The following is a 14,034-nucleotide window of genomic DNA, read 5'->3' as shown; positions in this document are numbered from 1 at the left end:
TAGGGTAGTATTTTGTTAAAATAATATCAAGCTTTAGCTTACTAGAATTAAGTGTATAACATTAGTTTTTTAATTAATGGTTAATTATCTAGCGTACTTATTTGTCGGATATTGATTGGGTGTAAACCGTGGTATGTGCAGTGGCTTGACTAAGCCACTGCAATGAGGATAGTTTATTGCGTTAAAACAAACGTTTTAAGTTGAATATCACCTTGCTCTTTATCATCTTTAAATTGTTGTAACCGTACTAGCTGATAATTAAGTTGAGGCGAAAACCAGGCAAACGTTTCTCGAGTTGAATTGTGACGGACAATCTCAACCTTTATGCCTTCAAGCATGCCATAGGGCAAGGTGAGTTGCTCAGTACCCATTACTTTTAAGTTATAGTCACGTTCTTGGCCGCGGTAATTAATGACATTATAACTGAACTCTTTTTGTCCTTGGGCTAGTTTTTGCTGCATATCTAAACGATATAGTTGGTTATCGAATTGATCCTGCCATGCAATTCCTGGTTTATCGTCTACAAAAATTTCGGCTTTATTGGGATCAAAAACGATTTTGGTGCTTTTATTGCTGCCAGTACCGGTACGACTATAGCGATAGTTTTTAGGCACAATTTTATTATCAACAAAAGCGAAGTCGCTAATTTCAGTCCTTTTATCTGATAAGAAGAACAGAGAAACTTTCGAGTGATACTCCATGCGGTAGGTATTGTTTTCGGTGTTCTCTACACTGAGCAATGCATAACCTAGCTTTTTGCCATAACGATACGCCGTATATTCAGCATCGAATGATGGCAATGCAGACGCTTGAGCAACCGAGCCAACTATAAATAAAAGGCCCGCCAACCATCGTTTGCTAATCAGGTGCATAACCCGTGCTTGGTATTTCGTTTCCATCTAAATATGCCTTATTATTAAGCATTAGCAGTCTTTTTTGGCAGAACCATCTGACAACTAATGGATACATTTGGCGCTCTTGTTCTTGCACTCTTGATGCAAGTTGCGAGGCTGTTTCATCGCTATAAACAGGTACCTTTGACTGTAAAACAACTGGCCCGCCATCAAGCTCAGGAGTAACAAAGTGTACCGATGCGCCGTGTACTTCATCTTTGGCATCAATGGCTCGTTGATGCGTATCTAATCCTTTGTATTTTGGCAACAAAGAGGGATGAATGTTCAACATCTTACCTGTAAATTGTTCAACAAACCAAGGAGTTAATATGCGCATGAATCCAGCTAATACAACTAAATCAGGTGAATAACTAGCTATAACGCTGTTTAATTGCGTGTCGTAATCCTCACGCGTCGCATAGTCTTTATGACTGACAACGTGACTGGCAATATCAGCCTGGGCTGCTCGCTCCAACCCATAGACATCTTTTTTATTGGAAATAACAGCGACAATTTCTGCCGCTATTTTGTGCTCTGCTATATCATCAATTAAAGCTTGCAGATTTGAACCGTTGCCTGAAATCAGCACAACGATCCTGGTGTTATGTGAATTAACCGACACTACTTAATCTCAACTTGATTCGTGTCGTCGCCACTTTCAATGTGACCTATTTTCCATACGTTTTCACCTTGGCCGCGCAATATCTGAATCGCCTCTTCGGCTTTGTTTGCCTCTAATGCGATGATCATGCCCACACCACAGTTAAAGGTGCGGTACATTTCATACGTGGTTACATTTCCGTTATCTTGCAGCCAATTAAAGATACTTGGCCACTGCCAACTTTTCTCATCGATAATCGCTTTGGTACCAGCAGGCAGCACGCGAGGAATATTTTCCCAGAAGCCACCGCCAGTAATATGTGTAATTGCATTCACTTGGACGGTTTCTAATAAGTTAAGGACAGATTTTACATAAATACGGGTGGGCTCTAGTAGGTGTTCAGATAGCGGCTTTCCATCAAAAACGTCAGATGCTTGGCAACCAGAGACTTCTAATATTTTACGTACTAAAGAATACCCGTTTGAATGAGGACCCGATGAGCCCAGCGCTATTAATGTATCACCTGCTTTAACTCGGCTTCCATCTATAACATCAGCGGCTTCGACTACGCCAACGCAGAATCCAGCAACATCGTAGTCATTGCCGTGATACATGCCTGGCATTTCGGCGGTTTCGCCACCAATTAAAGCGCAGCCAGACAATTCACAACCTTTGCCAATACCGGTTACGACTTTTGCGGCCGTATCAACGTCGAGCTTACCTGTTGCATAATAATCTAAAAAGAACAGGGGCTCAGCGCCTTGCACAATTAAATCGTTCACACACATGGCGACCAAGTCGATGCCGATACCATCATGTTGCTCTAAATCCATAGCGAGGCGTAATTTGGTGCCCACGCCGTCCGTTCCAGATACGAGTAAAGGCTCGCGGTACTTGCTTGGAAGTGAACACAGTGCGCCGAAACCACCTAAACCTCCTCTAACTTCAGGGCGATGTGTTTTCTTGCTTACTGATTTGATTCTTTCAACAAGTTCATTGCCCGCATCGATGTCGACACCTGCATCTTTATAGCTTAAGGAGGGTTTATTATCGGTCACGTAATTACCTATTTGAGGGTGAGGGTCCAAAAATGAGCGCGGATTTTACCAGTTCAGAATGGCAAAAGGTACAGAAAATCTACTCAATTTCAATATGCCTTGCATAAAGTAGGGTGAAACAAATGATGAAATTTGCACGTAAATCAATGACAATAGGGCCTTTATATTTTGGAGTTAAGTTTAAAAATGATCAAAACCGTCACTATTTTACAAAGATTTCACCTGATATTGCTGCTGTCGTTATGGATACTTGGTAGTGCGCAAGCTGGGGAAGTCGACGGTTTGTACAGTGCAAAAGTTGGCGTTGCTGATCAATCCACTCGCACGCAAAGTGAGGCAATTCGTCAAGGTCTTGAAGACGTATTCGTAAAAGTCAGTGGGAATTCGACTTTGCTAAGTGATCCTCAGATAAAAATTCAACTCAAACAAGCCAAAAGCTATCTGCGTACCTATCGTTTTGAGCAAACCCCCGAACAGCTTTATTTAGCCGTTAACTTTGATCAGGATAAAGTCGACAAGCAACTGCGCGATTCCGGTTACCGCATTTGGGATAAGCGTCGTCCCGAAACCATTCTTTGGTTAGCCGTTAAAGAGCCAAAGGGGGATCGTGAGTTAGTGTCTGAAAGTAGCCATCCAGAGTTACTGGTCAGTGCTCAGGATATTGCCCAGCGCCGTGGTATCGAAATTGTGCAGCCATTATTAGATTTAGATGATATGCAAAATATCGATATTTATGACATATGGGGGGGCTTTGTGCATCAATTAGCTCAGGCAAGCAGTCGTTATGGGGTAGACAGCGTATTGTCTGCTCGGATTTATCTTGTTGATAATGTTGAACCCGAACAAAATATTGATATTCAGTGGCAAGCCGATTGGACCTTATTGGAAAACGGTAAGACGATTTCAGGAACAGTAGCAGGCATAGATCAAGAGCAAGTGGTCGTCGAACTTATTAATAGTTTAGGCGACACTCTTGCCACTAAATATGCCATCGATTTTAGCCTTTTAGACCCTAACGCTCAGCGTACTGTTATCACAATCAATAATCTTGACAGCCTCCGTCAGTATGGTGAAATTCTAACGTTTTTTAGAAGTCTAAGCGTGGTTAATTCAGCTAACCTTGTATCCCAAAGGGGGCAAGTTGCTCAATTCGAATTAAGCTTGTTAGGAAATGTCGATAACTTAATGGACGCTGTCACCCTAGACAGCCGATTGTCGCCGGTAAACCGCTTTGAGGCGGATAAGCAGAATCTGGAGTTTTTCTGGAAACGATAATGAGCAAGCAACTGTCTTTAGCTGTGCATTTACGCGACACCGAAACGTTTGATAGCTTCATCGTTGGGGAAAACTCGCACTTAGTGCATAGGCTCAAAAGTTTGCTCAAAAAAACCTTGGATACACAAAACCAACCTTGGTTAACGTTTGTCAGCGGAGAATATGGTGTCGGCAAGAGCCACTTGCTTTATTCTTTATGCCACAAAGCCCAGACAGCAAAAGTCAGTGCAGTTTATTTCAGTTTTAAAGACAAAGAGCAGTATTCACCAGAGGTACTTGATGGATTGGAACATAGCCAATTAATTTGTCTAGATGACGCTGATGCGCTTAACGATTCACAGACTTGGCAAATAGCTGTTTTTGATTTATTAAATCGCGTCAAAGAATTAGGTGCCAGTCATGTGGTGGTTTGCGCAAATGGTGGACCGACCTCGTTAAACTTACAACTTGCTGATTTGGCATCACGGTTTGCGTGGGGAGTGAGCTTTACACTAGCAAGTCTTAGCGATGAAGGTCGTTGCATAGCTTTGCTAACCAGAGCCAAACAGCGAGGTTTAGTTATGCCCGAGAAGGTTGCGGTTTATTTAGTGAATCATTGGCGTCGGGATATGCCGTCTTTAATGAATACATTAGACAAACTGGATCAAATGTCGTTACAGCAGCAAAGGAAACTCACCATTCCATTTGTAAAAGAAGCCCTTAATCTTTAGATAGTAAGTCAAAGATAATGGGGGAGTTCAGCGTATATCTGACTTGCGTTAGAACGTCGAAATCTGCGCTGTACTTCCCTATTTAGTCAAATTATTTCTGCTGTTTGTGCGATTCAAATGCTTGTTTTTCTTCTAATAATTCTTCTTTCAGTTTGCGGATCCCAGTGCCTAACTCTCTTCCTCTTAAACGCGCATAAAAACTACATCCGCTAAATAACCCGACGCATAACAAAATTTCTATGGCTGCATAAATGCGTTCACCTTCAACTGCATAGACTGCAGTCAGGCCATGCAATAAATAATACATTACGATGAAATTTGTCCAAGCGTACGTGTAAGGTTTGCCGGCAAGTAAACCGCGTATAGGTAGTAATATAGGAATGATCCAAAAAAGAACAGTAAATGTGGTTGAGGTGTTTTTATCTATGGTCAGTACAAAATGCCAAATTACTAACCACGCAATTAGTAAAAAATAACTACTCAGGGCGAGGCGTTTGTAGAACTGGGTATTTAAAGTCATGTTATTTCCTGAGTTTTAAGCTACTAAGAGGTTAGTTTTTGGGCGAGAGTGGCAAGGCGCTGGCCCTGGGCAAAGCATAACGTGCGTTCGTCTTCACTGAGTTTTTCGCTGTTACTACCATGCGCATAATGTGTGGCGCCGTAGGGGCTACCGCCAGTTGTTGTGTTGTGTAATTCAGGGTGAGTATAGGGTAACCCTGCGATCACCATGCCATGGTGTAATAGGGGTAACATCATGCTCAATAATGTGCTTTCTTGCCCACCATGCATACTACCTGTCGACGTAAAAACCGAAGCTGGTTTATCAACTAATGCACCCGATAGCCATTCACCACTGGTGCTATCAATAAAATACTTGAGTGCACATGCCATATTACCAAAGCGTGTTGGGCTGCCTAATGCCAAGCCAGCGCAGGATTTTAAATCATTTTTATGGACAAAAAGGTCCCCCGAGTCTGGCACGATAGGCTGATTGTGGGCAATGCCATCTGATACTTCAGGTACGGTGCGTAGTTTTGCCTGCATGCCTGTTGATTCAACACCTTGGGCAATGCGATTAGCCATTGCTTTTGTCGCGCCATTTCGGCTGTAATACAAAATGAGAATATGTTGGCTCATAGCAGCTTTAATACGTTTTCTGGAGGGCGGCCTATTACCGCCAAGCTGTCTACGCTGGTAAGAGGTCCTTTGATCACAATCGGCCGCTCAATTAATTTGGGCGTGACGTGCATCACTCTGAGCAGTTCATCAGGGGAAATGTTATCGCTGTCGAGATTAAGTGCTTTATATTCTGCTTCTTTTGTTCGCATTAATGAACGGGGATCCAGCATACCCAACATTAGCAGTATGGATTGCAGTTCATCTTCACTGGGCGGATTTTTAAGATACTCAATGATGTTAGGTTGTTGGCCGTTGTCTTGTAAAATTTTCAGTGTTTCTCGGCTTTTAGAGCAACGTGGGTTATGTAGTATGGTCAACTGCGACATGATAAGTTTCTACTGTGCATAATTTTGAATAACGATATTCTATCGTTTCGCTCTCATTGGTAAAAGGGAAGGCTGGACAATGTTACGTAAATTTTTATTTTCGGTGCTGATTATCACGGGATTAATGGCTGGCATTGTAGGTTATTCGCTGGTTCGAGCTGATTTTACAACGGATGACGGGGTCTCCCATCAATGGAAGAACTATAAAGGGCAGTGGGTCGTCGTTAATTATTTTGCTCAATGGTGCGCGCCATGCCTAAGGGAAATCCCACAGTTAAATCATTTCTATCAACAAAATTCGTCTGATGTACCTATGTTCGCCATTAGTTTTGACGCGGTCACACCTGAAGAATTAGCGCACTTAAAGCAAAAATTCGATATCCAGTTTCCGCTTATAGAAACGGTAGAGCGCGCTTTGCCGATGACAAGACCCAGTAGTCTACCAGCCACTTTTATTATCGGACCTGATGGACAAGTAAAAAAACAATTATTAGGTGAGCAAACTGCGACGTCTTTACGTCGCACTATTGATATTTTAAAGACTCTCTAGACGAGTTTGAAATTCACGAAACTGTTCAATGCGGGCTCGGATCCGCTGCTTTTCGATATTCTGCTCACCAGCATAATTATACGCATTGTGCAGCTCATCTATCGCTCGAGGGTAAGATGCCGCTAATGCATATACTTCAGCATTCGTTTGGTACATTTCAAGCTTTTGGCTGCTTTTACCATAAGCATCAGACAATATTTGATGCGCTAACATATTGTCGTTATCTACCAACAGGTAATCTTTTAAAATACGAATAGCGAGATCATATTCTTTATCTTCCACTAACGCATTTGCCAAATTCAAGGTAATAACACGGTTGCGAGGAGTTAATATTGCTTGGGCTGTGAGTTTTTCTATGGCGTCTTTAAGACGTCCGGTTGCTAAGGCAATATCGGTATACGTATCTAAATAAAACAAATTTCGTGAATCATCTTTAAGTAGCGTATCGATGAGTTGTTGTGCTTTTTTATATTGCTTATCTGCTAGATACGCTAGAGCTAAACCATACTCTGACGCCGCTTTAAAGGCATAGCTACCGCGTTCAAGACTCGTTTGAAAGTAGCTAATATTATATTCGGGTGTGGCATAGTAGCGAGCCAATATCCGACTTTTCGCTAAATGAAAGCTTAAGCTTTCTGGAATTCGTCCGGTTTTATAACTGGCTGCCCGGGTGCGCGCATCTGCAACACGAGACTCTGGTAGTGGGTGAGTCAATAAGAAGGCAGGGGGTTTGGACTTTAAACGATACTTTTCCACTAAAGTACCAAAGAATTCGCCTGCTGCGTCGGGATCGAATCCCGCTCGGGCGAGAGTACGTATGCCGATGCTATCTGCTTCTTTTTCGTTTTGACGGGTATAATTGATTGAAGCTTGCGCAGACGCTGCTGAACCAGCACTAATGGCGGCGATACCAGCTTCAGGATTGGCTAGGGCCAGCAGAATCCCACCTAAAGCTGACGCCAATTGTAGGGGAGATGATTTCTGTTTTGCTTCAATGCTTCGCGCTATGTGTCTTTGCGTGACGTGGCTAACTTCGTGAGCAAGAACTGACGCTAGCTCACTCTCGTTCCTAGCGTTATATATTAATCCTGTGTGCACACCAACATGACCGCCAAAAAAGGCAAAGGCATTAATTTCTGAATTATTGAGTAAGAAAAATTCGAATGGAAATTTTACATTGTCGGCTTGGGCAACCAAACGATTTCCCAAATCTTGAATATATTCATCTAATAGCGGATCATTAATAATCGGAGCCTGACCACGCAATTGACGCATCAACACATCACCAATTTGCATTTCTTTATCTAGGCTAATGGCGCTCGATGCTACAACACCAATTTCGGGCAAATCATTTTTCTGATTGGCAGCGCCAACGGTGGCGCTAGCAAACATAGCTATCGATACGCTTAGAGTGACCAACGCTGTTTTGCAAACTTGGGTTGTTTTAATCATTTCACCTATTTAATCAATTACGACTTCGGTACTAAGAAAGGCGATTGCCTGATTTAGTTCCGAAAAACTGATGATATCTCATTATATTGCGTTGATAAGGCAGAACATCAAGTATTTTATCTGTTCTATTACCATATCTATACATTCATGTTGTACCGTAAAAGGAATTTTGTTGCCACGATGCCATGGCATGATCTGTCTTTACACGTAAAAAGTACATGTAAGTTAGCTAAAATCTTATCTTTCTTTATAAGCACAATATAATATGTTGCGCTTTGTAGATTTTAAGTCATTTTTCATTACTATCCGGCTAAATTTTTTAGCTAGTTCAAACTTGAAGTTTTTTATTAGCAATATTTTTTAACCATGTGTTTTAGAGGTACAGTAGTCATATGTTAAGTGTGTTTGAAAGGTGGTATAAGCGCAAGTTCTCGGATCCAGATTCAGTAATGTTGTTGATTATGCTCATTTCTGTGTCTTTACTGCTAGCGTTGCTTGGCACCATTTTAATGCCAGTACTTGTTGCCGCAGTGCTAGCCTATTTATTGGATTGGCCCGTGAGCCAACTCGTGCGCATAGGTATGCGGCGCGGTATTGCATGCAGTTTGGTTATTTTCAGCTTTTTAACCCTGTGCATTTTGACCTTTATTGGCATTGTGCCGGTTATTTCCCAACAAAGTATTAATCTGATCCGCGAAATGCCGCAAATTTGGGGACAAGCTCAAGTATGGTTACTACATTTACCTGAGCAGTATCCTGATTTTGTTCATCTGGGTGATGTGCAAGATATGCTTGGTGGCGTTAATGAACGTATTGTCAGTCTTGGGGAACAGCTGCTTTCGGCGTCGGTTAGCTCATTAGGCAGTTTAGCTTCACTCTTGATTTATCTTGTGCTTGTGCCGTTGATGGTGTTTTTCATGTTAAAAGACAAGAATCAGCTATTAAATAACCTCGCACCACTTTTACCCTCACAACGCCGTTTAATCAAGCAAGTCGGCAGTGAAATGAACACTCAAATTGCCAACTATATTCGTGGTAAGGTAATTGAAATAGTGATTGTAGGCACAATCTCGGCAGTGACATTTGCCTTGATGGATTTACGGTACGCCTTATTGCTTGGCGTGTTGGTGGGCTTTTCAGTGCTAATTCCATATATTGGCGCAGCCGTGGTGACCATACCCGTTGCCGTTGTGGCCTTGTTTCAGTGGGGACTCACCCCTGATTTCTGGTATTTGATGTTTGCTTATAGTGTTATACAAGCACTCGATGGCAACGTATTAGTACCCGTTTTATTTTCAGAAGCGGTTAGTTTACATCCCGTCTATATCATTATTGCGGTATTGTTTTTTGGTGGTTTATGGGGGTTTTGGGGAGTGTTTTTCGCTATACCATTAGCCACGTTAGTCAAAGCCGTGATTAATGCTTGGAAGGCGCCGACCTATCAACCGGCGCTCGAAGACCAATCTAGCTAGGCTGGCTGCAGCGTTTGTATACAGTGATAATTCATCTACTGTATACAAACGGGTGTGGTGTCAGGCAGTTACCTATTGGTTAAGGTAATCAAGTACAACCTGATGATGATCCTTGGTCTTGAATTTATCGAAAACGTGTTCAACAACTCCTTTTTCATTAATCAAAAAGCTAATACGATGAATACCATCATATTCCTTTCCCATAAATTTCTTTAATCCCCAAACGCCGAATTGTTCGGCAACAGCATGGTCTTCATCTGATAGCAGACTAAAATTAAGTTGTTCCTTTTCTATAAATTTTGGTAAGCGTTTTACTGCATCTGGGCTAATACCTAATACAACCACATTCAATTTATCCAGTTCATTTTTGCTGTCGCGCAGGTTTTGGGCCTGAACTGTACAGCCCGGCGTCATCGCTTTAGGATAAAAATATACCAGTACTTTCTTACCGGAAAAATCACTTAGATTAACGGTCTCGCCGTTTTCGTTTAATAATGAAAATGCCGGTGCAGTTGCGCCTGCGGTAAGTCTATTCATGTAAATCTGTCCTTCGTTTGGATTGGAATGGATGATCGATTGGGTAAATCATCAATGATTTTGCTTAATCGCACCGTGTAAGTTTAGACCTTGGAGCAAGCTGTGAAATTGGCTTTCAAAGTCTATTAAATCTATGTCGTGGGGCATACTTACCACCATTTTGCATTTTACTTGAGCGTTTTCATCAGCCGCTGTTTGAATTGTTTTTAAGCGTAGCGCGCTGACGGTCACGCAGAATGTCGAAAAAAACTGCGTCACCTCTTTTATCACGCCTAAAGCATCCACTCCGGAAAACTCTACATCAGCTAAATGCTCGAGGTTTTGTTTTGAGTGGCGCTTAGTACGCTTCATCATTGACAGAAGATCAAGCTGCTGACAGGCGACCGGAATTGCTAATTCGACCCGCACGATGGCACTTTGAGCGCCTTCTACAATCATAGTAAGTGAAAAATCTTGGCCATAAACAGCTTGTCTGCTGTCTAATATATTGCAGCCCGCAGCACTGACAACATCCGTTAGCGTACTGAGCATGGCGACCTTATTGGCACCTAAAATTGTGATGATTAATTGATGGTTCATTAAAATATTGAGCTTAATTGGAAATTTCTGACCCTACTAACATACCTGATCTTAGCCTAGTATTTCCAGTTTCGGTGTTGGTTTCGCATTCTGCGCATTCAATGCTTGTTTTTACCCCACAGGCTCATTACCATAAGGCGCGAATTTTTTCTGGAGTAGGCATGTTTACTGGTAGTTACGTTGCATTAATCACCCCCATGTACCAATCTGGCGAGATAGATTATCCGTCCTTAAAAAGGTTGGTTGAATTTCATATTGCTAATGGCAGCCACGGCTTGATTGCTGTCGGCACCACGGGTGAGTCTGCTACTTTGCCCTTCGATGAGCATATTGAAGTGGTTAGGCGCATGGTTGAGTTTGCGGATAAGAAAATCCCAATTATCGCCGGAAGTGGTGCTAACTCAACTGCTGAAGCTATTTTTCTAAGTGAGCAAATGTCTGATACAGGCATAGATGGCTTCCTTAGCGTGGTACCTTATTACAACAAACCTCAACAAAAAGGTATGGTTGCGCATTTTAAAGCGATAGCTGATGCAACCGACCTTCCGGTCTTGTTATATAACGTGCCCGGACGGACGGTGGCTGATATGTTACCTGAGACGGTTGCCGAGCTAGCTACCCACCCAAAAATTGTTGGGCTTAAAGATGCCACGGGTGATATGACTAGGTTAAAACAAACCTTGCCTTTGGTTGATAAAGATTTTGTCTTTTTAAGCGGTGATGATTCCACTGGCTGCGAATTTTTAACTGCTGGTGGTCACGGCGTGATTTCGGTTACGGCTAACATCGTGCCTAAACAAATGGCTCAAATGTGTGAAGCGGCATTGGCCGGCGACTTTGCGAAAGCCAAAGAAATCGATCAAAAAATTGCAGGTTTGCATAGCTCGCTATTTATAGAACCAAATCCAGTCTTGCCTAAGTGGGCATTATATAAAATGGGGCTCATTCAATCTGCATTTTTGCGTTTACCGCTAATTGAATCGGAACTTGATAGCCAAATTCATATCGAACAAGTCATGCGCAATTCGGGCGTATTATCTTAAGGAGATTGCATGACAACTAAGTTTTTCATTGGCGGGGCTATTGCGATTGGCGTATTAAGTGCCTGTAGTTCTTTAGAAGAGCGACAAATCGCTAGCGGTAATTTTGAATATACCAAGCAACAACCCGGCAAGGATATTCAAGTACCCGCGGATGTTGACCGCCCTAATTTTAGTCAGGCTTATAAGCTTCCTGCACTAGATAAAGACGCCCCGCGTAATTTTATAGGTAAAAAGCTTAAGGTGGTATCACCGGCTTTAGTACTACCTTTAGTCACGGGTTCTCACGTTGACGATGGTAGCAAAGATGCCAAAGTTAATTTTGATCAAGTGGATGATAGTCAACCACTAGATACAACAATTTGGAACTCCTTGCTTAGCTACCTTGAAGAGCAGGGAATTGGCATTGAATCTTTTGATAAAGATAAACAACGCCTGGTAACCGACTGGGTTGTTGCCAAAGAAGTGTTGGATGATCATTGGTATAGTTGGACGAGTGTTGAACGTGATACTAGTCAGCGTTTCGAGTTTGATTTAGAAATGAAACCTCATGGGCGAACTGCAACGCTCAACGTTCACTTGGTTGACTATCAAGAACGTCAAGGCCAGAAAGTCATTGCTGAAAAAGGGGATGTTGATGGGCGAGCTAAAGAAGTCGACATTCTAAATAAAGTGATCGGGCACTACGAATATCAAATTCGTGTTGCCGATGCTAAGCGTATACGTGAAATTCGCCGTGGAATGCAATTAACGATTGGTATTGATGAAGAAGACGCGCCTGCGTTTATTATCGATAGCAACTACGACACGGCTTGGCCTAGAGTATTACTGGTGTTGCGTAAACTCGGTTTTGACGTAAAAGATTACGATAAATCTAATGGTTTATTGTTTGTAAAATATAATGGCACTGAAAGTGGTTGGTGGGATTCAATATGGTCTAACGATGCCAATGCTTTACCGCTGGAAAAACAGGAATATCGCTTTAGAGTTGAAGAGGTCGGTGAGAAAACATCATTAACCGTTCTCGACAATGAAAGCACGCCGTTTACGCAAGAAAAACTATCTAGCTTGTATGACGTTTTTGCCCGTGTAATGGCAGATGACAACTTAGATATTTAACCTTTATCGTATGTTTTGAAAGAGCACCGCAAGGGTGCTCTTTCATTTTGTAGACAACCCTTTTTTAAGGACAATCTTGTATGAGCTTCGCTGACCAAGTGCTTGCTGTTAATGACAACCTTCCAATTCGCACAAACTTACCCGTACACAGTGGAAAAGTCCGCTCTGTTTACTGGTTAACTGAAGAAGATAGCCGTCGCCTTATTGAGCAACATAACTACCCTGTGCCGAAAGACACACCGTTAGCGATAATGTTGATCAGTGACCGCATTTCTGCATTTGACTGTATTTGGCATGGTGAAGAGGGAATGAAAGGTGTACCGGGTAAAGGTGCGGCATTAAACGCAATCTCTAATCATTGGTTCGGCTTATTTAAAGAGCAAGGATTAGCGGATAGCCATATTTTAGATATTCCTCATCCGTTGGTGTGGATAGTACAAAAAGCGCGACCAGTGATGATTGAAGCTATCTGCCGTCAATACATTACAGGTTCAATGTGGCGCGCCTACGAAAAAGGTGAGCGGGAATTCTGCGGAATTCGCTTAGAAGATGGCTTAGGCAAAGATAGCAAGCTCACAAACGTGTTGATTACACCTTCAACCAAAGGTGTGCTAAAAGGTATTGAAGGGGTCCCTGAAGCAGATGATGTGAATGTTTCTCGTCGTGATATTGTGAAAAACTATGCAGCCTTTAATTTTAATTCAGCCACTGACATCGATTTATACGAAAAACTATTAACCGATGGTTTTGCCGTCATCAGTAAAGCATTAGAAGGATTGGGGCAGATTTTTGTGGACACCAAATTTGAATTTGGTTATGTGAAAGACGTGCATGGCGACGATAAATTGATATACATGGACGAAGTAGGAACGCCTGATTCTTCGCGTATCTGGGATGAAGCGGAGTACAAGCAAGGCAACATAGTTGAGAATTCTAAAGAAGGATTTAGGCAACTGTTGCTCAATCATTTCTCTGATCCCGATATTTTACTCAACAAAGAGCGTATGGCCGAACGTGAGGCGTTAGCAAGAGATAATGCACTTCCGGTAAATGTTTTGATGGATATCTCAAATACTTACACCCAAATAGCTGAAAAAATTACGGGTCGTAAAATTGTTTTGAGCGAGAATCCTAAAGCGGAAGTGATTGATATATTGCGCAGCCGTTACCAGTTAATTGATTAGCTAATTCATAGTGGCATGATTGGTCCTTCTCCTCTCAAAGAGCCAGCATTTCAGCTGGC

Annotated in this window: 16 protein-coding genes; 7 read left to right on the top strand and 9 right to left on the bottom strand. The window is 42.2% G+C overall.

What is annotated here, in order from left to right; translation table 11 throughout:
- Window positions 1-173 precede the first annotated feature (173 nt).
- Genes GQR89_RS12055 through purM form a run of 3 tightly spaced genes read right to left on the bottom strand, consistent with a single transcriptional unit; the run spans window position 174 to window position 2,552 of the window.
- A complete protein-coding gene (locus GQR89_RS12055; protein ID WP_158770277.1) occupies window positions 174-899 on the bottom strand; it encodes a DUF3108 domain-containing protein in 726 nt (241 codons plus the stop codon).
- A complete protein-coding gene (purN, locus tag GQR89_RS12050) occupies window positions 859-1,488 on the bottom strand; it encodes a phosphoribosylglycinamide formyltransferase (protein ID WP_370461077.1) in 630 nt (209 codons plus the stop codon). Before purN ends, GQR89_RS12055 begins: the two co-directional genes overlap by 41 nt.
- Window positions 1,489-1,514: 26 nt before the next feature.
- On the bottom strand, window positions 1,515-2,552 hold the full coding sequence (purM, locus tag GQR89_RS12045) for a phosphoribosylformylglycinamidine cyclo-ligase (RefSeq protein WP_158770275.1): 1,038 nt from the start codon (window positions 2,550-2,552) through the stop codon (window positions 1,515-1,517).
- A 186-nt stretch (window positions 2,553-2,738) separates the two neighbouring features.
- On the opposite strand from purM, the gene GQR89_RS12040 reads away from it, so the two are divergent.
- Both GQR89_RS12040 and hda read left to right on the top strand, forming a co-directional pair.
- Entirely contained in the window at window positions 2,739-3,827 is a 1,089-nt protein-coding gene (locus tag GQR89_RS12040) for a DUF2066 domain-containing protein (protein ID WP_158770274.1), read from the top strand.
- Window positions 3,827-4,537, top strand: coding sequence for a DnaA regulatory inactivator Hda (gene hda, locus GQR89_RS12035; protein WP_158770273.1), 711 nt, complete (start codon window positions 3,827-3,829; stop codon window positions 4,535-4,537). Before GQR89_RS12040 ends, hda begins: the two co-directional genes overlap by 1 nt.
- A 91-nt stretch (window positions 4,538-4,628) precedes the next feature.
- On the opposite strand, the gene GQR89_RS12030 is transcribed toward hda, so the two are convergent.
- The 3 genes from GQR89_RS12030 to arsC are packed head-to-tail and all read right to left on the bottom strand — an operon-like array spanning window position 4,629 to window position 6,042.
- The gene (locus tag GQR89_RS12030) at window positions 4,629-5,057 is read right to left on the bottom strand and encodes a DUF2069 domain-containing protein (protein WP_158770272.1); all 429 of its coding nucleotides are present in this window, start codon (window positions 5,055-5,057) and stop codon (window positions 4,629-4,631) included.
- Window positions 5,058-5,080: 23 nt separating this feature from the next.
- On the bottom strand, window positions 5,081-5,674 hold the full coding sequence (gene wrbA / locus GQR89_RS12025; RefSeq protein ID WP_158770271.1) for an NAD(P)H:quinone oxidoreductase: 594 nt from the start codon (window positions 5,672-5,674) through the stop codon (window positions 5,081-5,083).
- Complete coding sequence (gene arsC, locus GQR89_RS12020) at window positions 5,671-6,042, bottom strand: arsenate reductase (glutaredoxin) (protein ID WP_158770270.1); 372 nt, start codon at window positions 6,040-6,042, stop codon at window positions 5,671-5,673. Before arsC ends, wrbA begins: the two co-directional genes overlap by 4 nt.
- 79 nt (window positions 6,043-6,121) lie before the next feature.
- Between arsC and GQR89_RS12015 the strand changes: the two genes are divergently transcribed.
- Window positions 6,122-6,592: a TlpA disulfide reductase family protein gene (locus tag GQR89_RS12015; RefSeq protein ID WP_158770269.1), complete on the top strand. Its 471-nt coding sequence runs from the start codon at window positions 6,122-6,124 to the stop codon at window positions 6,590-6,592.
- Here GQR89_RS12015 and GQR89_RS12010 read toward each other — a convergent pair.
- The gene (locus GQR89_RS12010) at window positions 6,578-8,044 is read right to left on the bottom strand and encodes a M48 family metalloprotease (RefSeq protein WP_158770268.1); all 1,467 of its coding nucleotides are present in this window, start codon (window positions 8,042-8,044) and stop codon (window positions 6,578-6,580) included. The genes GQR89_RS12015 and GQR89_RS12010 overlap by 15 nt on opposite strands.
- A 392-nt stretch (window positions 8,045-8,436) precedes the next feature.
- Between GQR89_RS12010 and GQR89_RS12005 the strand changes: the two genes are divergently transcribed.
- Window positions 8,437-9,516, top strand: coding sequence for an AI-2E family transporter (locus tag GQR89_RS12005; RefSeq protein WP_158770267.1), 1,080 nt, complete (start codon window positions 8,437-8,439; stop codon window positions 9,514-9,516).
- Window positions 9,517-9,588: 72 nt separating this feature from the next.
- Here the strand turns inward: GQR89_RS12005 and bcp are convergent, their stop codons facing one another.
- Window positions 9,589-10,053 (bottom strand): thioredoxin-dependent thiol peroxidase, encoded by a 465-nt coding sequence (bcp, locus tag GQR89_RS12000; RefSeq protein ID WP_158770266.1) that lies wholly within the window; start codon window positions 10,051-10,053, stop codon window positions 9,589-9,591.
- 51 nt (window positions 10,054-10,104) lie between these two features.
- Complete coding sequence (locus tag GQR89_RS11995; RefSeq protein WP_158770265.1) at window positions 10,105-10,632, bottom strand: glycine cleavage system protein R; 528 nt, start codon at window positions 10,630-10,632, stop codon at window positions 10,105-10,107.
- Window positions 10,633-10,793: 161 nt separating this feature from the next.
- Between GQR89_RS11995 and dapA the strand changes: the two genes are divergently transcribed.
- The 3 genes from dapA (at window position 10,794) to GQR89_RS11980 (ending at window position 13,975) form a co-directional block, all read left to right on the top strand.
- The gene (gene dapA, locus GQR89_RS11990) at window positions 10,794-11,675 is read left to right on the top strand and encodes a 4-hydroxy-tetrahydrodipicolinate synthase (protein ID WP_158772243.1); all 882 of its coding nucleotides are present in this window, start codon (window positions 10,794-10,796) and stop codon (window positions 11,673-11,675) included.
- A gap of 9 nt (window positions 11,676-11,684) precedes the next feature.
- On the top strand, window positions 11,685-12,791 hold the full coding sequence (gene bamC, locus GQR89_RS11985; RefSeq protein WP_158770264.1) for an outer membrane protein assembly factor BamC: 1,107 nt from the start codon (window positions 11,685-11,687) through the stop codon (window positions 12,789-12,791).
- An 80-nt stretch (window positions 12,792-12,871) separates the two neighbouring features.
- Window positions 12,872-13,975 carry a phosphoribosylaminoimidazolesuccinocarboxamide synthase gene (locus GQR89_RS11980; RefSeq protein WP_158770263.1) on the top strand — a complete coding sequence of 368 codons (1,104 nt, stop codon included), beginning with the start codon at window positions 12,872-12,874 and terminating at the stop codon, window positions 13,973-13,975.
- Window positions 13,976-14,034 lie beyond the last annotated feature (59 nt).

This window comes from Paraglaciecola sp. L1A13 (genome assembly GCF_009796745.1).
In the GTDB taxonomy this organism is placed as follows: domain Bacteria; phylum Pseudomonadota; class Gammaproteobacteria; order Enterobacterales; family Alteromonadaceae; genus Paraglaciecola.
Note: the sequence above shows the minus strand (reverse complement) of the source record. Positions and strands in the feature narration are given on the sequence as shown.